Raw genomic sequence first — 19,792 nt, forward strand, 5'->3', positions numbered from 1 at the left:
TGCTGTGCCCTTACGAAAGATATGGTTTTTAACCTTGATTCATATTTGGTATTTCTTGTCAATGCGTAAGTCCTAACATTATTCACCCATTTAGCCGTTAGCAAAGTGCGTAGTTTACCGCACTAGGCATCGCCTAATTCTCACGCCAAAGTTCAACTAAGCTGCAATTAGTGCTAGCTTTAATAAAAGAATTTTATATGAGAGCAGCACACCATGTCATCCGCAGCGATCGCTACTGTAGTGAAGATGATGGAGTCTTTATCTGTTGAGGTACAGGATAGAGTTGCAGAGCATCTTCGAGAATACATTAATGACTTACAAGATGAAACTCAGTGGAACGAATCTTTCCAGAGAACGCAACAAAAGCTTATAGCTGCTGCACAGCGTGCTAAACAAGAAATCGCTGAGGGAAAAGCTAAATTTTCCTAACTCCCTACTCCCCACTCCCTATCCCAGTTATTGGTACATTTGCGTTGCTTTCAACATATGGTAGGTAATTATTAACTGAGTCAAAGCCAAGGGGTAACTTTGCAGTGTTTCTCCAGTTGTACCAGCAATTTTGCCCAGTTCTGGATTACTTTCGCGATCGCAAATACTTCGTAAATGGGGCATATCAGAACAAATAATATGCTCTAGCTTATTCACCTGTTCTAAGGTTGCATGGCCATCAACTTCTAAGACATCCACGGGCTTACTCATATCCCTGTCTAGCCCCAGGCGGATCGCTGAAGAGGAATTACCATAGCCAGGGCTGATAATCTGGGTAAAATCTGGATGGGGAATTGTCGGACGTAGTACCAAACGCACATTTAAATGTCCATTGGTTTCATCAGCTTCCTCAGTGGGTGGATAGAAACTAATGACTATATCAGACCATTGTCGTTGCGGACGAATAAATTGTGCTGAATCTGGTTCACGCTTTTCTAATTCGGCTAGCACCTGTTCAGCAGTGTAGCCGCGCTTTTGCGTGTCTCGCCTGACTTTCCACTTAGTGCGTAGTGTTTCCGGGGGTGCAAGGTAAACTTTAACATCGTAACAGTCACGGGCGGCACGAGTAGAATAACCGAGTAATCCCTCAATAATTACGAATTTATTCGGCTTGATATATTGTGGTGGCTCGAATGTGCCGGTTTTATGGCTGTAAACTGGTTTGAGAATTGGCTGTCCTGTGCGTAGCAGCGACAGATGTTGCTGCATAATATCTAAGTGGTTGCAGTCCGGGTGCAGGGCAGTGATGCCAATATCTGCACGTTGTTGGCGATCGTAACGGTGATAATCATCTGTGCAAATGAGCGTAACATTTTCTGGGCCGAGTACCTGAGCGATTCCTCGCGTTAGTGTTGTTTTCCCAGCAGCGCTGTCGCCTACAATACCAAGAATTATTGGACGGCTCATGATACCTCCCAGAATAAAAGCAAGTTTAGTAATAAAATTTCCCTACAATAGTTTTTATTCTAGAAGGGTTTAGGCAAGTAACTCAAGCAAAGGCTTGGTATGCAATATCTCTACATATATAATGTCTGTGTGCTGGTTTATTGCATAACAATTACAAACCACATCGCTTTTATAGTCGTCTGTACGCATAATCATCGATATAGCTGCTGAGTTTCAGAATAAGCATCCTAATTTTGTGGTATTTTACCCTGGCGATAGAAATAGCTCAGGTTGAAGTACCAAATTTGACCTAACATTATCTTTCACTCAGCGCCATCAAGATTAAACTAGAGCGTACACTTTTGCTTCCCAAGGGAAGATACCTTCTCTGCCTACCCATTCAGATGGAACTATCCGCTCTTGAGTAATTTCCTTCCACTGCTTGCCAACTGGGGTTGCAGGCCAATTTGGGACTCTGTACTCAGAACCAACAGGAGTGCCGTAGTCAGAGAAATTCGCTACTACAATTACTAATTGATCGGCTTTATTACCACGCTGCCAGACTAGAACTCGTTTACCATCATTAAAGTCAACATGAATAAATTGAGTATCATTCACAGCTAAAGCATCAGAAGTTTTACGCAAACGAACCAACCTGGCAACGTATTGGAAAATGCGTTGCCGCCAATCATCTTTCACACGGCTGTAGTTAACAGGGTCAATCTGCTTATGATCATCTGTTGGTGGCAAATCCTGCTGATCGGCAAATTCATCTCCGGCAAGGATCATCGGAATTCCTACAGAGGTAAGCAGGGAGACAAATGCTAACTTAATACGCGGTTCAGTATGATCAATTCCATTACTAGCAAGGTAGGTGAAAAAACGCTCGTTACCATAACCGCCAACATCATGAGAAGTGATATAGTTTACCGCCTGAGAACCATCTGTAAAACCTAAGTTTCGGCAATCAATTAGTTTGCGGATACTCCATTCAAAGCTGGGTTCGTCCCAGGCATTTTTACCTAAAATCACCTGTCGGATAATTTGCTTAAACTTTTCATTCCAAAGTCCATCCAGACGATTTTGTTGGATGAGAGATAGGGGTACACTCAACTCTTCGCCAACTACGAGGAAGCCAGACGCAGTTCCGCCTCTTTTGTCCCAAAGGCTGCGGGCAAAATCCTTGAATTCCTGCAAAAAGTCATAGTTGGCAATATTGTTGACACTATCCAACCGCAGACCATCAACCCGATAGTATTCCAACCAGTGAGCAATATGGGCTTTTAAATATTCACGGGCTGGGACAAGCCATGACTTTTGCCCAGTAATCGGGTTATAGCCCTCTACCCAATAGTTGTACTTAAATAAATCCCCACCAAAGCCATCTCTTGATCCTTGTTCTGGATCGCCACTGGCCCATTTGATGTAAAATTCCAAAAAATTAACGTTATGGTAAGGATTATTCCGCGAGAATGCCATCACCAGATCCACAAAAAAGCGCAAGCCTTGCTGATGGCAGACTTTGATCAGATTAGCTAAATCAGTCGAAGCAGTAGGTGCTGACTGGCTATCTGGGCGTCCTAAGTCAAAATCTGCTGCAAAATAATTTGCTGTACCATAGCCCCAATTGAGATTATCATCACTGTCTTCAGGTGGCAGAAGTTCTAAGGCGTTGATTCCCAGTTCCACAAGATGAGCGCGGTCATTTAAGGCGCTGAGTATGGGAAAAGTCGGAGCGATCGCTTCTGGTATTAACAGTGCCAGTACGTCACGAAATGTACCCGTTCCTTCTTCAATCAATCCATTTGAGTTAATCTTTGTCCATCGGGTTGGTAATTCGTAAATCACCAGTTGATTATTGGTTGGTAGCGTCTCTAAAGGAGCATCGCCTTCCCAATTTACAGTTTGCCCTTCGGGATCACAGGGAATCAGCGTCCCATTTTGATAAAGCACGACGCTTGCCGGATCGAAGCTAGTAACGCCTCCCGATTCTAACGGCGTTGGTGCAAGTAAGCGTCGATCCACAGTCGTCGCTGTTGGATCTGTGCAGTAAAGAATTTGGTTAGCATTGGCAGAGTCGTAAGGGTCTGAGTTGCGGACTTTAAACCAGTAAAAGTAGACCTGTCCTTCAGTTAGACGAGATTCTTGAGCCGAAACTTCCCACAATTCTGGAAATTCTGTTGATTGACGAAGCGGAATTTCTCTGAATTGAGCTAATCTGTCTGGGCTTTCGGGAGCAGTGTTGCCAATGTAGAGAGTGGGAGCTAGTTCTGAAGCACCGGGACGCCACAAAACAAAATGAGTTTTTTTGCGCCTAAATAGATCGATAGACATTAGAAAAACCTCTGGGTGATCAAAGTTCAGCGATGAAGTTGTTACACAACAGCCAAGTGTTATTCCAGACGATAGGTTGAATTTATTTAAACTGTCAATATTAGGCAGTGGATTGAATATTTTGCTGGTAAATTTAGCTTTATCAAACAGAATTCAGGAGTCATACCATTTCACACAAACCCTGATACATATAGATTTCTCGTAGGGGCACAGCATTGCTGTGCCCCTAGAATATATGGGTTTAGTAATGGTAGTTCTTTTCTCACCTTCTACCAAAAAGGGGACTGTATTCAATCAGACACCCCTTTTTTCTTGCTGATTATCATTATTGTATTATTTTATCGGCAAGCATACTACACAATAATTGTTCAAGGTCGCGGATGCTTTGAGGCTGACAAGATAATATTTTTAACCTCTAATTCCATTTGGTTTGCGTTCTCTCATATCGCTTTTAGTCTAAACTCCAGTACCAGAGAGTTAGTGGAGTATATTAAAAAATTTAGGGAGACGCGATAATTGTAATAAAGGCATTTTATTCATTTGGAGGGGAATTATGTCAGCAAGAGTAGAGCGGCAGAATACTATCACTAGAAAGAATCTTGTTTCTAGCTTGATAATTGGGTTAATTGTTGGACTATTGGCTGGTCTTCCCTTGGGTTGGATAGCTCATCGGTTCTATGCTGAAGGACGGTTAACTGATGTGTTAGTTTGTCGGGAAAAGAATCGGAACTTGCCGGAAGTTCAACTTCAGTCTCTTTGCGGGTCAAGATTCTAAAGTAAATCGCCAATAATCAATACCTGTCCATGGACAGTATGTAGGGCAGACGGACACAGGTAGCGTTAATGTGGTTTAAATACATGAAAAGTGCTGTAAGTACTAAGTGTAGTGTTGAGTTGGCGATCGCTAACTATCAATAAATCTTGTTTACTCCAGCAAATCTGGTTAGATAGGTTCATGAATATATCTATATGTTGCTTTTGAGAGATTTACAGACGTTGACGTATTTCTCCCGTGGGACTTGCCCAAGGGAGTGGAGAGAATTAGTGTATAGGGTTTAGGCAAAATAGGAACGCATATTATGACAACTCAAACACTAGGACTCGAACAAAACCTCTATGACTATTTACTGTCAATCTCTCTCCGAGAACCGGAAATTTTGACCCAACTGAGACAGGAAACAGCCCAGCATCCAATCGGGAGAATGCAGATTGCTCCCGAACAGGGGCAATTTTTAGCGTTACTGGTACAGTTGTTGGGAGCTAAAAAAACTTTGGAAATTGGGGTATTTACAGGTTATAGTTCCCTGGTGGTGGCGTTGGTGTTGCCGAGGGACGGTAAGCTGGTAGCCTGTGATATTAGTGAGGAATTTACCATGATCGCTCGGCGCTATTGGCAGCAAGCAGGAGTGGCGGATAAAATTCAACTGCACATTGCCCCTGCTTTGGAGACTTTGGATCAACTACTGGCAACAGGAGAAGCGGAAACTTTTGATTTTGCCTTCATCGATGCAGATAAGAGCAACTATGATGGCTATTATGAGCGATCGCTGCAATTAGTGCGATCGGGGGGACTGATTGCGATCGATAATGTTCTCTGGTCAGGGAAGGTTGCCGACCCCGAAGTGCAAGATAATAGAACTAAAAGAATTCGTGCCTTTAATCAAAAGCTGCATCAAGACCAGCGAGTTAGTCTGAGTTTAATTGCGATCGCAGATGGCTTGACTCTGGCACTGAAGAAGTAATGTCTTTGAATCCCTATTTATCCATTTTTTACGAACGCAGAAGCGGCCGTAGTGTCGCTTTTACAAAAAATGTATTGATATTACACCTAATTTATTTTTCCAATAACTCAAAGAAAGTTTCCTTGTTAATACCAATATCCTGAATCATGCCCATTAGAGTCCCTTATTTAAGGTCTTTTCCAGCATGAATAGCAACAACAACCCTTTGTCCATGACTATCGGTAAATAGCATGACTCCCCTTTTGACGGTCAAGATAAAAACCTAAATTTTCGATGACTTTGATAAATTCTTTAGCTTTGACACAGGGAAAATTACTCATACCAAGATGCTTAATGACTTAACAATTAAATCTTCTCTAGGAATTGACTGATTATCAGCCCTTAAACTTTCAACATATAATTCAATAGCTTCTGTAATATTCTCGATGGTCTCTTCAAAAGAATCTCCTTGAGAATGACAACCTTTTAGGATTGGAGAAAAAGCGTGATAACCTCCATCTGATTCTTTTTCCAGAAGAACTGTGTAATTGTAAATTTGTTTATTGTTGTTGTCCATAATGTTTTCAAGTTGTTTGCTATCTACCTACTTTTACTTCAGCATGATTCCATGATAAAGGCTTTTAAATTATGTTGGTTAAAGCAGTGCGATCGCCTGATATTGTAGCGACAGTCTTAAAAATTTAAAAATCAAGAGCCGTTACAGAAAGCCCAGAATAATGGTCATTAAAAAACTTAGCTAGGGACTCAGCTTGAGATTGGCTAACTTTACGTTGACCATTAAGCACTTCTCTAACAATCTCAACAGTGCCAAAAACTCCCACTAAAGAAGTTGGCTCCACATCAAACTCATGCATGAGGGATTCTAAAGTAGCCACAGGTTTTGATTCACCCATCGAATAATGACGTTCTTCGTAATTCTCAATGAGAAGAACCAACAACTCAAAAAGTGCAGTTTCTGCCTCTGTCAACTCGCCAGACATCATCCCCTCTACTGCTGTTAAGGCTTTGTTATACTCCTGTTCTGTTTTAATTGGCTTAGGCTGATACTGAATTAGTAAGTCAGTGTAGGTTTGTTGACTAGAAATAGGGGTCATCTTTCCACCTTTCTTTATCGTATTCAGGATGTGTAAGAACGTATTTAATAAAAATTGTCTGGCTGGAATATCTAATGTCTACTATCAAACGATAGTTATTACCTTTGATGTTAAACACTGTAAATTTACCAACGGCTTCTGCCTTTGGATATCTTTTCTGAACATCTACTAAATTAGACCAGTTCGCAGTCGATGCAAACTTGTACCAGTCATTGAGAGCATCTTCAGAATCAGCGTGTTGAACCCAGAATTTCCGCAATTTCACTTTACTGATTACATGCATCCCTAAAGTTATAAATTTGTGTTAATTTTAGCATTGATTGAGACGAACGCCAGGGCAATAGTGTGATCACTAATTTTCTCGCAACTATTTCAAAAGAAAAGCGATGTCTACGACGGGCTATCGGTGACGCTCATGTATGATAATTGAGTTAGTGCGATAAGTTAACATGAGTTTGACGAAGCTAAAAAAGCAATGAGGGTAAGACTTATAAGTTTATATCTTACGAGTCTGTTATCAACGCAAATAATTAAGAGGATGAAGCAATTGAGTAACCTAGATAAAGTTTTAGATGCCGCAATGGAGCTTACTTTAGAGCAACAAGAAATACTGGTACAAATTCTCAAAAACCGAATTATTGAAAGTCGGCGAGATGAAATTGCCTCAGATGCAGCAGCTTCCATTGCTGAATTCCAAGCAGGTAGGCTCAAAGTCCAGACTGCTAGTGAAGCAATTCAAGAATTACGGGAATATCTCAATAACCCAAGTGCAGCCGATGTATAAGTTGGTTATCACGAGCAAATTTAAAAGAAGTTTCCGAAAATTTGCTCGTCGTAATGCTGACTTGCAGTCCAGAATAGAAGAAACTATTGCTGCTATGGAGAATGATATATTTGCAGCTAACTTGGGCACTCACAAGCTAGAGGGAAAGCTATCAGGGCTGTTTTCATGCTCTTGTGGATTTGATTGTCGCATTGTTTTCTCACTGAAAACCGATGACGATAGTGAGGAAGAAGTTGTTCTTTTGCTAGACATTGGTACTCATGACGATGTTTATTAGCTCAATACAAGTAAGATTGCCGATTTTTTAGCGACTGTCTAAAAAGAAAAGCGATGTCTACGACGGGCTATTCGGTGACGCTCATGTATTGTAGGTTGATGAGCGTGCGATGCCTGCGGCGGGCTATTCGGTGACGCACAACAGAAACGCAGTCCTTCCCAAAGCTACGGATGATGTGAGTTAAAATCCTGATATCTTCAATAACTACTCACGCAAACAGCCCCCGAAAAAGCGATCGCTATGCTTCAGTACCCCAATCTCGAACAAGCGCTGAAATATCACTTCGGTTACGACAGATTCCGTCCCGGACAACGGCAAATTATCGAAGATGCGCTGCAAAATCGAGATTTATTGGTTGTGATGCCTACGGGTGGGGGAAAATCTCTGTGCTTTCAATTACCTGCATTGATCAAAAAAGGTTTAACGGTGGTGGTGTCGCCATTAATCGCTTTGATGCAAGACCAAGTGGAAGGATTGCGAAATAATAACATTGCTGCCACATTTCTGAATAGTAGTCTGAATCCCTATAAGGTGCGATCGCGGGAAGAAGCCATTCTCAGTGGTAAAGTGAGATTACTTTACGTCGCCCCAGAACGTCTGTTGAGTGAAAGATTTCTCCCGTTTCTCGATTTAGTCAAGGAAAAAATTGGGATTGCGGCTTTTGCTATTGATGAAGCACACTGCGTCTCTGAGTGGGGACACGACTTTCGCCCAGAATACCGTCAGATGAAATCTCTGCGGAAACGCTATCCTGATGTTCCTACCCTCGCCCTCACCGCCACAGCAACCGATCGCGTCCGTGCTGATATTATCCAACAACTAGGGCTAAAGCAACCCAGTATCCACATTGCTAGCTTTAACCGCCAAAATCTTTACTACGAAGTTCGTTCTAAAACCAAGTCTGCGTATGCTGAATTATTAGAACTTATTCGAGAAAATGAAGGTTCAGCAATTATTTATTGCTTGACGCGAAAAAAAGTTGATGAACTCACCTTTAAATTGCAAAATGATAAAATTGCCGCCTTGTCTTATCATGCCGGATTAAGTGATGAAGAACGCAGCAGCAATCAAACTCGATTTATTCGAGATGATGTGCGCGTTATGGTGGCAACAATTGCCTTTGGTATGGGAATTAATAAACCAGATGTACGGTTAGTAATTCACTTTGATTTACCGCGGAATTTGGAAAGTTATTATCAAGAATCAGGTAGGGCGGGAAGGGATAGCGAACCCTCACGTTGTACACTTTTTTTCAGCTTTGGTGATATTAAAACCATTGAATGGAGTATTAACCAAAAAACTGACCCCCAAGAACAGTTGATTGCTAAACAACAACTACGTCAGGTAATTGACTATGCTGAAGGTACTGTTTGTCGGCGGACAATTCAGTTAGGTTATTTTGGCGAACGTTTTCCAGGTAATTGCGGTAACTGCGATAATTGCCGTTATCCCAAACCAATGCAAGACTGGACAATTGAAGCCATGAAGTTCTTATCTTGTGTGGCGCGTTGTAAAGAAAGATTTGGGATGCTGCACATTATTGATGTGTTGCGGGGGGCAAAAAAAGACAAAATTATCCAGTACGAACATGATAAACTTTCTACCTACGGTATTGGCAAAGATAAGAGTTTAGATGAATGGCGAATGTTGGGGCGATCGCTTTTACATCAAGGGTTGCTAGAACAGACTAGCGATGGTTACTCAGTTTTGAAACTTAACCCCCTCAGTTGGGAAGTGATGCGGCGACAGCGTACAGTTTCCCTTGTTGTTCCCGTAGCACAGAAGGTTACTTGGGAAGAAGGGAGTGAGAAGGCTGTTGAAGCAGAGATATTAATGCAGAGGTTGCGATCGCTGCGTAAACAACTTGCTGATGAACAGTCTGTTCCACCTTACGTTGTCTTTCAGGATTCTACCCTGAAATTGATGGCACAAGTACAACCTACAACACTAACTGAATTTGGTAAACTTTCGGGCGTAGGTAGTCACAAACTTTCCCAATATGGCGATAAGTTCCTCGCAGAAATTCGCGCCTACCGCCAAGAAAAAGGTTTGGTAGATCCGCCACAAGTTAATTTTACACCCTCTGTTGGCTTACCTTCTGACACAGAAATATTCACATTACAACTACATAAACAAGGTTTGAGTGTTGTTGAAATTGCTAAAAAACGTAACATTCGCCCCACAACAATTATTCGCCATTTGGCAGATTTAATTGAGAAAAATCAGCCTGTAGACATAAATCAGTTAGTACCTATTGAACATCAACAAAAAATTTGGCAAGTTTTAGAAGTGCTTGGTGATATTTCTTTAACGCCAATTCGAGAACAACTCGGTGAAAGCTACACTTTTGATGAAATTCGCTTAGTACGGGGTAAGTGGCGGCGCGAAAATCGTAAGTGATAATTAAATTTTAGAAGGTGTTTTCAAAGGGCGAATAGAATTCGCGGCTACACAAGCAAAGTCCACCTCCGTGGACTAAGAGAAAATCAAGGGCTTCAAACCCACGGAGGTGGGTTTTGTCTGTATAGCCGCGATTTCTAATCGCCAGGGCTAGTATTAATTGAAACTTTACAAATATCCTCTTATTTTGTTGCGAATGCACCCCTCATGGCTGTAATTGGAGATGAACTAAAACTCTCCGAAAAATGGGCCGCCTTTGATAGTGCCATCGGGCATAGTAGTCTGGTAAACAAAATTCCCATAACTCCAAATAATGTTTGGAGCAATGTAAGCATCTCTGAAGTTAGTTTTAATCAGAATAGCGAACTCAAAACTACTGATGTTTGCTCCACAGAAGACAGCACTACTAGCATTCATCTGAGCCAAATTGGTTCCTCCCAAATCAGCTTCAGTCAAATCACACCAACTCAAGTTGGCGGAATACAAATTAGCATCCCTGACAATAGCACGTTTCAACCAAGCGCCTTCCAAGGAAACACCAAACAAATCGGCTCCAGTCAAATCGGCTCGACACAAATCGGCTTGTCTCAAATAGGCTCCACGCAAGTTGATATCTCTCAAAATAGCCCCTTCAAGGTCAATCGAACTGTCGAGGGGAACACCCTCGGATTGGATCAACTCAATCCCTCGAAAATCGCGCTCTCCATCAGCATACCGAGCCAACAACTCCTCAGCAGTTATTTCCCAAGGCATGATTTAACCTCCAAGTTTTTTCTAATCTCAAATATATCGATGTCTAAGCCTTTCTGGGCGGTTTCCGTCTAGAAAAAAATAGCCCTTTATAGTATAGTTTCTGAATTTTAAAACATCCTTTTATGATTAAAATACAAGAGCAAGATTATAAGGAGTTAGCCGATGAGTCAGATGCTAACAGCAGGAATACGCTGGACAATTCACGATGTGGAACTCTTCGCAGAAAATGAAGGGACGCGCTACGAGATAGTTGATGGAGAATTATTTGTGACTAGGGCACCTCACTTTAAACATCAGCAAACTTGTGGCAGAATTTTCCAACATCTTAACATTTGGTCAGAATCTACTGGTTTAGGAGAAGCTGTAATCAACCCCGGCGTTTTGTTTTCAGAATCAGATAATGTGATTCCTGATGTAGTTTGGGCTACTAAAGAAACCTTGGCCCTAATGTTGGATGAAGAGGGACATTTAACTGGCGCACCAGATTTAATAGTAGAAGTCTTGTCTCTGGACAAGTCAGATGAAAGACGGGATAAGGAAGCTAAACTTAAACTTTATTCTTCCAGAGGAGTAAAAGAATATTGGATTGCTGATTGGCGATCGCGTAAACTAGAGGTCTATCGGCGCGAACAAAGTCAACTTAAGTTGGTAGAAACCCTATTTAGTAGTGATAATATAATTTCTCCCCTATTGCCTGGTTTTAGCTGTACTGTAAACCAGTTTTTTCCTGTATAAATTTTAGGTTTAATGGAAAAACAAATCTCAAGTAATACATTAACTAAAGTCCAGGTACTGATTATGGCGATCGCATCTGGTGTCTGTGTTGCTAACGTCTATTATAATCAGCCAATCCTCAAAGATATTGCATCATCTTTTCGAATCAGTGAAGGCGAAGCGGGTAGCATATCTGTGCTTACACAAGTTGGTTACGGTTTTGGGCTTTTCTTTTTAATCCCCTTGGGCGATAAAATCAATAAGAGAAAATTAATTCTTTCCTTACTGATATGTTTGTTCTGTTTGCTGATATTCATGACGTTTTCACAAAACATCATCGAAGTTTGGATATTGAGCGTAGCAATTGGGATTGCGACAGTCTCCGCTCAGATTATTCTTCCTTTAGCAGCAAGTATAGATAGAGTAACTACAGGCCAAACCGTAGGTAATATTTTTACTGGTATATTAATTGGAGTTTTAGGAGCAAGGGTTTTTAGTGGATATATTGCTGAATGGTTGAGTTGGCGTTATGTATATGGATTTTCGGCAGTAATGATTTTAATTGTTATTGTTTTACTAAATATATATTTGCCTAGTGTGGAAAATGAATTTAATGGTTATTATTTGGAATTATTAAGCTCAACACTTCACCAATTAAAACGCTTTTCGTTATTAAGAGAAACTTCTTTAATTGGCGGGTTATTGTTTGGTGTATTTTGCTCATTTTGGACAACATTGACTTTCCATTTAAGCGGAGCGCCTTTTAATTTTCAATCTGACACAATTGGGATGTATGGCTTTGTGGCGATCGCAGGTGCATTGATGGCACCAGTTTTTGGTAAACTAGCCGATCAAGGTAACTCGCAACGTTCCTTGACTTTTGCTGTATCAATGGTGATTGCAAGTTTAGTAATTGCTAAAATTGCTTCTAATTCTGCGATAGCGATCGCAGTTGCTGTATTGTTACTAGATATAGGTGTACAGGCAACCCAAGTTACTAATGTTGCAACAATATACACTCTTGATGCTCAATCGAATAGTCGCATCAACACAGTTTACATGACTACCTATTTTATCGGCGGTTCTATAGGTACTAGCATTGGTCTATTATGCTGGCATTTTGGTGGCTGGAATTTGGTGACTTGGCAAATGTTAGCTTTTACTTTGCTCGCATTTTTTATTATTGTTAGACCGAAAACAACTACAGCAAGAACAAATAATAAATAATCAAACTCTGATTTTTGAATATTACCTTGAGACATCGCCTTGCACCAATAACTAAATTTTCTCCTCATCAAGGCGATATCTGTAGATAGTCAGCTTATATTAAGAAAAGCTGGGGATTTCAGAGTTGGAAACTTCTGAGGTTGCAGCAGATGCTGATATTGTAGTATTTTGGCGTTTTGCGGACATAATTGCTAGCAATTTAGGCAGCGCTAGGCAAGCAACAGTATTTAGCAGCGTCAGTAATATACCATCCATTAAACTCATATTGCGATTCTCCAGATTTCAAAATTGGTGTTTACTATATTTTTAGTTTGCAGCAAAATTAGTACAATTGCTTTAAACCAATATTTTGAATTTGCTTTATTAGATATAAGCTAACTAAATATATTCTTACAATTTCAAGGTGACTAGTACTGCAAGGCAGAAGCCAAATATTAAAAGAGTTAGCCGATGAATTAGATTTTGCTGATAAAGCAAGGCTTTGAAAAAGATTCAAAGTCATCATCTTATTTTTGTCTCTTCAGAGATATAAAAGATCGCTAGGATATCTTACTTCAAGCATCAGCAAACCTGTAAGCTCACCCTGTAACAAAATGTAAACCCGTCAAAGTCTTTGTGATTGCTTCTCTACGAGACGCTACGCGAACGTTGTACTGGCAATGATATAGTTATAAATTTTTATAATTACCTATTGAAGACAGGAACTGGTAGTATTTATGTTGTCCTTTTTTATGTAAAATAAGGGCAATAAAACTTAATTTTTCAAAGGAAAATACTCATGTCTTATTTCGCAAAGCTAAGTCGTTCACCACGTTTAATGACTCTTGCGGCTTGTGGTGCAATCATAGCTACAATTCCTATTAATGCTGCTTTTGCAGCACCCACCGATCCTAGTAGTTATCCAGCTTCCTGTCGGAATATTCGTGTTACTGGAGCTACCTTAACGGCAAGTTGCCGCAAAATTAATGGCACATATAACTCAACATCAATCCTGATTCGGGGAATATTCAATGGTAATGGAATTTTGCTTTATAGTGGTAATCCCAGATCCGCTAGTAGTTATCAAAACTCTTGTCGGAACATTAGTGTTGCTGGAGCTACTTTAACGGCAAGTTGTCGCAGAATTAATGGCACATACAACTCAACATCAATTCTGATTAAGGGAATATACAATAATAATGGAGTTTTACGCTATTCATAGGTAGACATTAGAGGATGTTTTAAAAGTCATCTTGTCGGTATCAAAAGTTTTTGATCCTCCTAAATCCACGCCAGTTGCTCATGGGGAGCCACTGCGTTGGACGGGTTAAGAGGCTTAAAGCAAGTGGCGTGGAAACCCCCTTCTCTACGAGACGCTCCGCGTTCGCGGAGCGTTCCGTTGGCGTAGCCTCTGGCAGAGAAGGAAAGGCGCTAGCCTCTCCCTTTGGGAGAAGATCGCACTGGCTCCACGATAAATTGGGGGACTTTGATTCCGGTTCCCCCCAATTTATCGGGGGGTTAGGGGGGATCAATAAGTACCTAAAGTCACAGTGAAACACTTTTCAAACAGCCTCTTACCCTGCCTGCGTTAAAGTCGGTTGTGTTGCCAAAATTTAGGTGAGGTAGTTTATCTACCTCACCTAAATTTTAAAATAATTTACTGGTAACTTGTCCATCAATTTGGAGAACACTTGGCACAAAAATCAGGACTGAATTTACAGTATTGGCTACCTGTCAATTGGTAAGCTGTACAAAAAGGAAAACTGGTAAGTTGAATTTTAGCTGCTTGGAATTTGGAACCATTTGGCAACGCTTCTGTAAGTTTGGTTTTCTGGGCCAGAAGAAGAGATAAAAGCTTAGGCAACGCCATGCAAGCAGTAATATTGAGCAGCGTTAACAGTATAGGGTCTATCACATTCATAGGTAATCATCTCCTGTGAAACGTAGGCGATTGCTGTTCTTAGCTGCAAACCCAATCATTGCTTGCAGTCTATCTTAATTCACTTTAACATAAATTTTTGTAAATATAAACGTGGAATTCCTGGAATTCTCATATACAGAAGAGAATGTGGATAATAAGGACGGTTATTGTAGCGTAATAACAAAATAAACTGGAAAACGATCAGTTTACAATATTTAGGTAAGGTGTTATGTCAAAAACCCAAACCGCGTCTTCTTTTTTATCTAACATCAGTGAGCGAGAACGCGAGGCATTAAAGCAGTTGGTAGATTACACAAATGTGGAATCGCTGCCAGAAATTTGGCCTTTGGCAGCTCAACGATTTGGTGATGTTGTCGCCCTCCGTAACCCTCATGTTAAACCAGAAGTAGCAATTACTTATACCCAGCTAGCAGAGCAAATGCAACTATTTGCTACTGGGTTGCAGGGGTTGGGAGTAAAAGTTGGCGATCGCATTTCCCTAATTGCTGACAACAGTCCTCGCTGGTTTATTGCCGATCAAGGCATAATGACTGCTGGAGCAGTTGATGTGGTGCGTAGCTCCCAAGCGGAAAAAGAAGAACTGCTGTTTATCATCGCTAATAGTGGCAGTACGGCAATAGTAGTTGAGGATTTAAAAACACTTAAAAAACTGCAAGATCGCCTCAAAGATTTACCAATTCAGGTGGTAATATTACTTTCAGATGAAGCACCACCAACAGACGAAACCCTAAAGGTGCTGAACTTTGCCCAGTTGCTCGAAATTGGGAAAAATGATAATTTGGTGGCAGTCAAGCAAAATCGTGACGCTCTGGCAACCCTAATTTACACCTCTGGCACTACAGGTAAACCCAAGGGTGTGATGCTGTCTTATAACAACTTGATGCACCAAGTACTCACTTTCAGGACAGTAGTGCAACCAACCCCTGGCGATATCGTTCTCAGTATCCTACCTTCCTGGCACAGTTACGAACGAACTGTTGAATATTACCTACTATCTCAAGGTTGCACGCAAGTTTATACTAACTTGCGCTGCGTGAAAGCAGATTTGAGACAATTTAAACCCAACTACATGGTGGGTGTACCCCGGCTGTGGGAATCGATTTATGAAGGAGTGCAAAAGCAGTTCCGCGAACAACCAGCGAATAAGCAACGCCTAATTAACTTTTTATTGGGCAATAGCGAGAAATATATCAAAGCGCGGCGAGTTGCTCAAGGATTGAGTTTAAATAATCTTCATGCTTCAGCCATTGAACGATTAGCAGCTAAGATCCAAGCATCAGCTTTATTACCCCTCCATGCCTTGGGAGAACGACTGGTTTATGCCAAGGTGCGAGAAGCCACAGGAGGGCAAGTTAAGCAGATGATTAGCGGCGGCGGTGCGCTTCCCAGACACATAGATAACTTCTTTGAAATTATTGGTGTGCAGATTTTGCAAGGTTATGGCTTGACAGAAACTTCTCCTGTTACCCATGTGCGCCGTCCTTGGCGAAATTTGATTGGTGCATCAGGGCAACCACTTCCGGCTACAGAAGCTAAAATTGTAGATCCTGAGACAAAAGCGCCTCTACCAATAGAGAACCGAGGCTTAGTATTGTTGAGGGGGCCGCAGATTATGCAAGGCTATTACCAAAATCCGGAAGCGACAGCGAAAGCAATTGATGCTGAAGGTTGGTTTGATAGCGGCGATTTGGGTTGGCTGACACCGCAAGACGACTTGGTGCTGACTGGCAGGGCGAAGGATACGATTGTATTGACTAACGGGGAAAACATCGAGCCGCAGCCAATTGAAGATGCTTGTTTGCGATCGCCATACATCGATCAAATTATGCTCGTCGGCCAAGATCAGCGCAGTCTGGGAGCCTTAATTGTCCCCAATCTCGAAGCCATAGAAAAATGGGCAGCAAGACAGAATCTGACACTGGATACGCCCAATGATCAGGTGATTTCCTCACCTAGTCAAAAAATTGACTTGGAGAGTAGAATGATCCAGGATTTATTTCGGCAAGAATTGAATCGGGAAGTGCAAAATCGTCCAGGCTTTCGACCGGATGACCGCATCGGGACGTTCAAACTCATTCTGGAACAGTTTTCCATCGAAAACGGCTTGATGACACAAACACTGAAAGTTCGGCGACACGTCGTCACCGAACGCTATCGCGATATTATTGACGGCATGTTTGCCTGATGATTCCACCTGCTAACTACAAGAGTGAACGTGAAATATTTATGGATATCTCCAAATCTAACTTGCTCCTGAAACGCGTCGTTAACGTCAAAGTAATTGTGACTCCCCTTTGGAAAGAGGAAGTACAACAGCAGCTGCAAACGCAGATCAATCAACTAAATCAGCAATTGCAACAGCTGGAAGTTGAAGGACAAAGAGCGATCGCAGCAATTCAAAAGCAGAGTCTGCAACCACCTGGCCCCCAGACCCTCCAACAAATTGACAATATCCAACTCCAAGTCAATCAAAAGAAAAGTGAATTCTTAGAGCAGAAAAATCAATTGCTGCAAAACCTTGAGCAAGTACAGGTTCTCCAGCAGGATCAGGAAGTTAACCAATTCCAAATGGAAGGCTTTTTCCGAGTAGAAATCGGTGATAACCTAATTAGCAAAATGCAGGTTGAAATCCTTCTGCGCGATGGCGTTGTCGAAGAAATTCGCGGCGACATTTAAATAGTTAGGAGTTATGAGTTATGAGTTTAAATTCCTAACTAACTCCTGTACAGACGCGATTAATCGCGTCTCTACTCCAAACTCCTGTACAGACGCGATTAATCGCGTCTCTCCTAACTCCTAATTTCTCACTGCTCACTGCTCACTCCAGCCCAAACAATTTGCCACACCGGAGGAGAGCTTATAAAAAGCGATCGCCCAAAGGTGGTCATCTCAACTCGATATTTAATACCAACTGAATCACCATCCCCCTTGATTTGCGTAATCGTCACAAAGGACTGATTTCGTTGCGGATAAGCTACCTCTACCTTTCGCGTTCCTCCCACTGATCCTATGTCGTCAAAGGCATTCAGGGCAAGCGTAGCAGGATCACTACCTTGGAGAGATGAGTTGATCTTTTCTAGGGGTATAGTTTTATAATCGGAACGCTCTGGGTATGCCACAACCTCTTGAGACTGATGTATTGCTGCCACTTGCTGGGTTTGCCCATCAGTAGTCTCAACAATCGGTACAGATGGCTGGGACTGGATAATATAAACTCCAGCGCCAGCAGTGGTAAAAATACTTAGTATCACAATCAAAAAGAATTTCAACTTGGCCGACATAAAAGTAAACAGGAATTTCAAATAGGTTTATTACCAATTTTGAATTCTAGATTGAACTGCGTGCCATATCCTCTACCTGTGAGAAGCTCCTGTATTTTAAGCAGTGGTTATGAGGAATATAAATAGCAATCCCATTTAATCTGTGAGAAACTCATGGTGGTTTTTGCAAGTCAACGACTAAAACGAGAACGAGATATTGGCTAACCATTGGGGATAGCTCTGTATTATAGACTTCTAAGTTATATTTAGGTTCCAAGAGTTGGGAGTTAGGAGTTAGGAGTTAGGAGTTAGGAATTGGGGGAGATCAGGGAGATGGGAAAATTTCAATGCCCAATGCCCAATGCCCAATGCCCAACCTAAAATATAAACAGTCCAAAACTCTCCCACCAAGATACAATTCGATCTGATAAAAGCTGTTAAAGTCCATAAACCATTGATTCCCAAACCACCCTATGAGCATTCACGAAGTATTTATGCCGGCGCTGAGTTCTACCATGACCGAAGGCAAAATCGTCTCCTGGGTGAAATCGCCAGGTGACAAAGTGGAAAAAGGCGAAACAGTGGTGGTTGTAGAGTCAGATAAGGCAGATATGGATGTAGAAACCTTTTATGAGGGATTTCTGGCACATATCATAGTTGAAGCTGGTGAAACTGCCCCAGTAGGATCTGCGATCGCCTTCATCGCCGAAACGGAAGCTGAAATTGAAACTGCCAAATCTCTTGCCAATTCCGGCGGTGTGGCTGCTAGTGCTACTGCTTCCCCTGAACTAGTCCCCGCCACAGCTTCAGCTGCAACACCTGCCTTAGCGTCTCAAAACGGGTCTAACCACAAAGAAGGAAGGCTTGTAGCTTCACCCCGTGCCCGCAAGTTAGCCAAAGAACTCAAAGTTGATTTAACTACACTCCAAGGCAGTGGCCCCCACGGTCGCATTGTCGCTGAAGATGTAGAAGCATTGTCTAATAAGGACAAACAACCCGCCACTGCCCCAGTTGCCCCACCAGCACCTGTACCAACCAGTGCCCCAGTTACACCCCCAGCACCTCGGACACCAGCACCCGCGCCAGTAGTAGCGGCTGTTCCTGGTCAAATCGTGCCTCTAACTACCTTCCAAAATGCCGTAGTGCGGAACATGGTAGCTACCATATCCGTGCCCGTCTTCCGTGTCGGTTATACAATTACCACCGATGGATTAGACAAACTTTATAAACAAATTAAATCCAAAGGCGTGACAATGACAGCGCTACTGGCGAAAGCTGTAGCGGTAACGTTGCAAAAACACCCATTGTTAAATGCTAGTTACTCAGAGCAGGGTATTGTTTATCATTCTGATATCAACATTTCTGTAGCAGTAGCGATGGATGATGGCGGATTGATTACACCTGTGTTGCAAAATGCAGACGCAGTGGATATTTATTCTCTATCGCGTACTTGGAAGTCTTTGGTAGAACGTGCGAGGGCAAAACAATTACAGCCCCAAGAATACAACAGTGGTACTTTTACCCTGTCTAATTTGGGGATGTTTGGTGTAGACAAATTTGATGCGATTTTACCGCCTGGACAAGGTTCAATTTTAGCGATCGGGGCATCTCGTCCGCAAGTAGTAGCAACACCCGACGGTTTATTTGGTGTGCGGCAACAAATGCAAGTCAATATTACTTCTGACCACCGGATTATTTACGGTGCCCATGCTGCGGCGTTCTTGCAAGATTTAGCGAAATTGATTGAGACGAATCCTCAATCTTTGACAATGTAATTTTGAAAAGACACCAAATTTAAATGTTAGCGCTATCAGCGAGCAGTAGTTTTTCGTAGAGTAGCGCTAACAACAAACAATACCTACACTTAACTTTTTATGGACAAACTATGTGGCGATATTACGTCTCTACATGA

At 41.8% G+C, this 19,792-nt stretch carries 22 protein-coding genes; 12 read left to right on the top strand and 10 right to left on the bottom strand.

Annotated features, from left to right (window positions below; genetic code table 11):
* Positions 1-213: 213 nt before the first annotated feature.
* Positions 214-429 carry a hypothetical protein gene (locus HWQ23_RS27760; RefSeq protein ID WP_292835874.1) on the top strand — a complete coding sequence of 72 codons (216 nt, stop codon included), beginning with the start codon at positions 214-216 and terminating at the stop codon, positions 427-429.
* A 27-nt stretch (positions 430-456) separates the two neighbouring features.
* On the opposite strand, the gene HWQ23_RS27765 is transcribed toward HWQ23_RS27760, so the two are convergent.
* Together HWQ23_RS27765 and HWQ23_RS27770 are read right to left on the bottom strand one after the other, a co-directional pair.
* On the bottom strand, positions 457-1,395 hold the full coding sequence (locus tag HWQ23_RS27765; protein WP_292835877.1) for a phosphoribulokinase: 939 nt from the start codon (positions 1,393-1,395) through the stop codon (positions 457-459).
* A 321-nt stretch (positions 1,396-1,716) separates the two neighbouring features.
* Positions 1,717-3,708 (bottom strand): alpha-amylase family glycosyl hydrolase, encoded by a 1,992-nt coding sequence (locus HWQ23_RS27770; protein ID WP_292835880.1) that lies wholly within the window; start codon positions 3,706-3,708, stop codon positions 1,717-1,719.
* A gap of 553 nt (positions 3,709-4,261) precedes the next feature.
* Between HWQ23_RS27770 and HWQ23_RS27775 the strand changes: the two genes are divergently transcribed.
* A complete protein-coding gene (locus tag HWQ23_RS27775) occupies positions 4,262-4,483 on the top strand; it encodes a hypothetical protein (protein WP_292835883.1) in 222 nt (73 codons plus the stop codon).
* A 304-nt stretch (positions 4,484-4,787) separates the two neighbouring features.
* Positions 4,788-5,450: a class I SAM-dependent methyltransferase gene (locus HWQ23_RS27780; protein WP_292835886.1), complete on the top strand. Its 663-nt coding sequence runs from the start codon at positions 4,788-4,790 to the stop codon at positions 5,448-5,450.
* Between the two features lie 215 nt (positions 5,451-5,665).
* On the opposite strand, the gene HWQ23_RS27785 is transcribed toward HWQ23_RS27780, so the two are convergent.
* From HWQ23_RS27785 to HWQ23_RS27800, 4 genes are all read right to left on the bottom strand, one after another.
* A complete protein-coding gene (locus HWQ23_RS27785; RefSeq protein ID WP_292835889.1) occupies positions 5,666-5,770 on the bottom strand; it encodes a type II toxin-antitoxin system HicA family toxin in 105 nt (34 codons plus the stop codon).
* Positions 5,767-6,006: a type II toxin-antitoxin system HicB family antitoxin gene (locus HWQ23_RS27790; RefSeq protein WP_292835892.1), complete on the bottom strand. Its 240-nt coding sequence runs from the start codon at positions 6,004-6,006 to the stop codon at positions 5,767-5,769. The genes HWQ23_RS27785 and HWQ23_RS27790 overlap by 4 nt, the downstream gene beginning before the upstream one ends.
* Positions 6,007-6,130: 124 nt before the next feature.
* Positions 6,131-6,544 (bottom strand): helix-turn-helix domain-containing protein, encoded by a 414-nt coding sequence (locus HWQ23_RS27795; protein WP_292835895.1) that lies wholly within the window; start codon positions 6,542-6,544, stop codon positions 6,131-6,133.
* Positions 6,528-6,827 carry a type II toxin-antitoxin system HigB family toxin gene (locus HWQ23_RS27800; RefSeq protein ID WP_292835897.1) on the bottom strand — a complete coding sequence of 100 codons (300 nt, stop codon included), beginning with the start codon at positions 6,825-6,827 and terminating at the stop codon, positions 6,528-6,530. The genes HWQ23_RS27795 and HWQ23_RS27800 overlap by 17 nt, the downstream gene beginning before the upstream one ends.
* A gap of 255 nt (positions 6,828-7,082) precedes the next feature.
* On the opposite strand from HWQ23_RS27800, the gene HWQ23_RS27805 reads away from it, so the two are divergent.
* From HWQ23_RS27805 to recQ, 3 genes are all read left to right on the top strand, one after another.
* A complete protein-coding gene (locus tag HWQ23_RS27805) occupies positions 7,083-7,328 on the top strand; it encodes a hypothetical protein (RefSeq protein WP_292835900.1) in 246 nt (81 codons plus the stop codon).
* The gene (locus HWQ23_RS27810) at positions 7,321-7,605 is read left to right on the top strand and encodes a type II toxin-antitoxin system RelE/ParE family toxin (protein ID WP_292836093.1); all 285 of its coding nucleotides are present in this window, start codon (positions 7,321-7,323) and stop codon (positions 7,603-7,605) included. Before HWQ23_RS27805 ends, HWQ23_RS27810 begins: the two co-directional genes overlap by 8 nt.
* A 240-nt stretch (positions 7,606-7,845) precedes the next feature.
* Complete coding sequence (gene recQ / locus HWQ23_RS27815; RefSeq protein WP_292835903.1) at positions 7,846-10,005, top strand: DNA helicase RecQ; 2,160 nt, start codon at positions 7,846-7,848, stop codon at positions 10,003-10,005.
* Positions 10,006-10,233: 228 nt separating this feature from the next.
* Here recQ and HWQ23_RS27820 read toward each other — a convergent pair whose 3' ends face one another.
* Positions 10,234-10,758, bottom strand: a complete 525-nt coding sequence (locus HWQ23_RS27820; RefSeq protein WP_292835905.1) for a pentapeptide repeat-containing protein — start codon at positions 10,756-10,758, stop codon at positions 10,234-10,236.
* Between the two features lie 162 nt (positions 10,759-10,920).
* Between HWQ23_RS27820 and HWQ23_RS27825 the strand changes: the two genes are divergently transcribed.
* Together HWQ23_RS27825 and HWQ23_RS27830 are read left to right on the top strand one after the other, a co-directional pair.
* The gene (locus HWQ23_RS27825) at positions 10,921-11,493 is read left to right on the top strand and encodes a Uma2 family endonuclease (RefSeq protein WP_292835907.1); all 573 of its coding nucleotides are present in this window, start codon (positions 10,921-10,923) and stop codon (positions 11,491-11,493) included.
* A gap of 12 nt (positions 11,494-11,505) precedes the next feature.
* A complete protein-coding gene (locus HWQ23_RS27830; RefSeq protein WP_292835909.1) occupies positions 11,506-12,699 on the top strand; it encodes an MFS transporter in 1,194 nt (397 codons plus the stop codon).
* A 99-nt stretch (positions 12,700-12,798) separates the two neighbouring features.
* Here the strand turns inward: HWQ23_RS27830 and HWQ23_RS27835 are convergent, their stop codons facing one another.
* A complete protein-coding gene (locus tag HWQ23_RS27835; RefSeq protein WP_292835912.1) occupies positions 12,799-12,963 on the bottom strand; it encodes a hypothetical protein in 165 nt (54 codons plus the stop codon).
* A gap of 514 nt (positions 12,964-13,477) precedes the next feature.
* On the opposite strand from HWQ23_RS27835, the gene HWQ23_RS27840 reads away from it, so the two are divergent.
* Positions 13,478-13,900 (top strand): CVNH domain-containing protein, encoded by a 423-nt coding sequence (locus HWQ23_RS27840; protein WP_292835915.1) that lies wholly within the window; start codon positions 13,478-13,480, stop codon positions 13,898-13,900.
* 453 nt (positions 13,901-14,353) lie between these two features.
* Here the strand turns inward: HWQ23_RS27840 and HWQ23_RS27845 are convergent, their stop codons facing one another.
* Entirely contained in the window at positions 14,354-14,599 is a 246-nt protein-coding gene (locus tag HWQ23_RS27845) for a hypothetical protein (RefSeq protein WP_292835918.1), read from the bottom strand.
* A 229-nt stretch (positions 14,600-14,828) separates the two neighbouring features.
* Here HWQ23_RS27845 and HWQ23_RS27850 point away from each other — a divergent pair, with 229 nt between their 5' ends.
* Together HWQ23_RS27850 and HWQ23_RS27855 are read left to right on the top strand one after the other, a co-directional pair.
* The gene (locus HWQ23_RS27850; RefSeq protein WP_292835921.1) at positions 14,829-16,805 is read left to right on the top strand and encodes an AMP-dependent synthetase/ligase; all 1,977 of its coding nucleotides are present in this window, start codon (positions 14,829-14,831) and stop codon (positions 16,803-16,805) included.
* Between the two features lie 41 nt (positions 16,806-16,846).
* A complete protein-coding gene (locus HWQ23_RS27855) occupies positions 16,847-17,296 on the top strand; it encodes a YlqD family protein (RefSeq protein WP_292835924.1) in 450 nt (149 codons plus the stop codon).
* Positions 17,297-17,424: 128 nt separating this feature from the next.
* On the opposite strand, the gene HWQ23_RS27860 is transcribed toward HWQ23_RS27855, so the two are convergent.
* Positions 17,425-17,901, bottom strand: a complete 477-nt coding sequence (locus HWQ23_RS27860) for a hypothetical protein (protein WP_292835927.1) — start codon at positions 17,899-17,901, stop codon at positions 17,425-17,427.
* 452 nt (positions 17,902-18,353) lie between these two features.
* On the opposite strand from HWQ23_RS27860, the gene HWQ23_RS27865 reads away from it, so the two are divergent.
* Positions 18,354-19,655 (top strand): dihydrolipoamide acetyltransferase family protein, encoded by a 1,302-nt coding sequence (locus HWQ23_RS27865; protein WP_292835930.1) that lies wholly within the window; start codon positions 18,354-18,356, stop codon positions 19,653-19,655.
* Positions 19,656-19,792: the final 137 nt, after the last annotated feature.

This window comes from Nostoc sp. JL33 (assembly GCF_017114985.1).
Lineage (GTDB): Bacteria > Cyanobacteriota > Cyanobacteriia > Cyanobacteriales > Nostocaceae > Nostoc.

What these genes read in the sequence shown, in the direction of transcription:
- HWQ23_RS27780 (WP_292835886.1), top strand. Translation starts at nt 4,788, where the DNA reads ATGACAACTCAAACACTAGGACTCGAACAAAACCTCTATGACTATTTA.
- HWQ23_RS27855 (WP_292835924.1), top strand. Translation starts at nt 16,847, where the DNA reads ATGGATATCTCCAAATCTAACTTGCTCCTGAAACGCGTCGTTAACGTC.
- HWQ23_RS27785 (WP_292835889.1), bottom strand. Translation starts at nt 5,770, where the DNA reads ATGAGTAATTTTCCCTGTGTCAAAGCTAAAGAATTTATCAAAGTCATC.
- HWQ23_RS27835 (WP_292835912.1), bottom strand. Translation starts at nt 12,963, where the DNA reads ATGAGTTTAATGGATGGTATATTACTGACGCTGCTAAATACTGTTGCT.
- HWQ23_RS27840 (WP_292835915.1), top strand. Translation starts at nt 13,478, where the DNA reads ATGTCTTATTTCGCAAAGCTAAGTCGTTCACCACGTTTAATGACTCTT.
- HWQ23_RS27795 (WP_292835895.1), bottom strand. Translation starts at nt 6,544, where the DNA reads ATGACCCCTATTTCTAGTCAACAAACCTACACTGACTTACTAATTCAG.
- HWQ23_RS27850 (WP_292835921.1), top strand. Translation starts at nt 14,829, where the DNA reads ATGTCAAAAACCCAAACCGCGTCTTCTTTTTTATCTAACATCAGTGAG.
- HWQ23_RS27775 (WP_292835883.1), top strand. Translation starts at nt 4,262, where the DNA reads ATGTCAGCAAGAGTAGAGCGGCAGAATACTATCACTAGAAAGAATCTT.
- HWQ23_RS27825 (WP_292835907.1), top strand. Translation starts at nt 10,921, where the DNA reads ATGAGTCAGATGCTAACAGCAGGAATACGCTGGACAATTCACGATGTG.
- HWQ23_RS27820 (WP_292835905.1), bottom strand. Translation starts at nt 10,758, where the DNA reads ATGCCTTGGGAAATAACTGCTGAGGAGTTGTTGGCTCGGTATGCTGAT.
- HWQ23_RS27760 (WP_292835874.1), top strand. Translation starts at nt 214, where the DNA reads ATGTCATCCGCAGCGATCGCTACTGTAGTGAAGATGATGGAGTCTTTA.
- HWQ23_RS27810 (WP_292836093.1), top strand. Translation starts at nt 7,321, where the DNA reads ATGTATAAGTTGGTTATCACGAGCAAATTTAAAAGAAGTTTCCGAAAA.
- HWQ23_RS27830 (WP_292835909.1), top strand. Translation starts at nt 11,506, where the DNA reads ATGGAAAAACAAATCTCAAGTAATACATTAACTAAAGTCCAGGTACTG.
- HWQ23_RS27770 (WP_292835880.1), bottom strand. Translation starts at nt 3,708, where the DNA reads ATGTCTATCGATCTATTTAGGCGCAAAAAAACTCATTTTGTTTTGTGG.
- HWQ23_RS27790 (WP_292835892.1), bottom strand. Translation starts at nt 6,006, where the DNA reads ATGGACAACAACAATAAACAAATTTACAATTACACAGTTCTTCTGGAA.
- HWQ23_RS27860 (WP_292835927.1), bottom strand. Translation starts at nt 17,901, where the DNA reads ATGTCGGCCAAGTTGAAATTCTTTTTGATTGTGATACTAAGTATTTTT.
- HWQ23_RS27845 (WP_292835918.1), bottom strand. Translation starts at nt 14,599, where the DNA reads ATGAATGTGATAGACCCTATACTGTTAACGCTGCTCAATATTACTGCT.
- recQ (WP_292835903.1), top strand. Translation starts at nt 7,846, where the DNA reads ATGCTTCAGTACCCCAATCTCGAACAAGCGCTGAAATATCACTTCGGT.
- HWQ23_RS27805 (WP_292835900.1), top strand. Translation starts at nt 7,083, where the DNA reads ATGAAGCAATTGAGTAACCTAGATAAAGTTTTAGATGCCGCAATGGAG.
- HWQ23_RS27765 (WP_292835877.1), bottom strand. Translation starts at nt 1,395, where the DNA reads ATGAGCCGTCCAATAATTCTTGGTATTGTAGGCGACAGCGCTGCTGGG.
- HWQ23_RS27800 (WP_292835897.1), bottom strand. Translation starts at nt 6,827, where the DNA reads ATGCATGTAATCAGTAAAGTGAAATTGCGGAAATTCTGGGTTCAACAC.
- HWQ23_RS27865 (WP_292835930.1), top strand. Translation starts at nt 18,354, where the DNA reads ATGAGCATTCACGAAGTATTTATGCCGGCGCTGAGTTCTACCATGACC.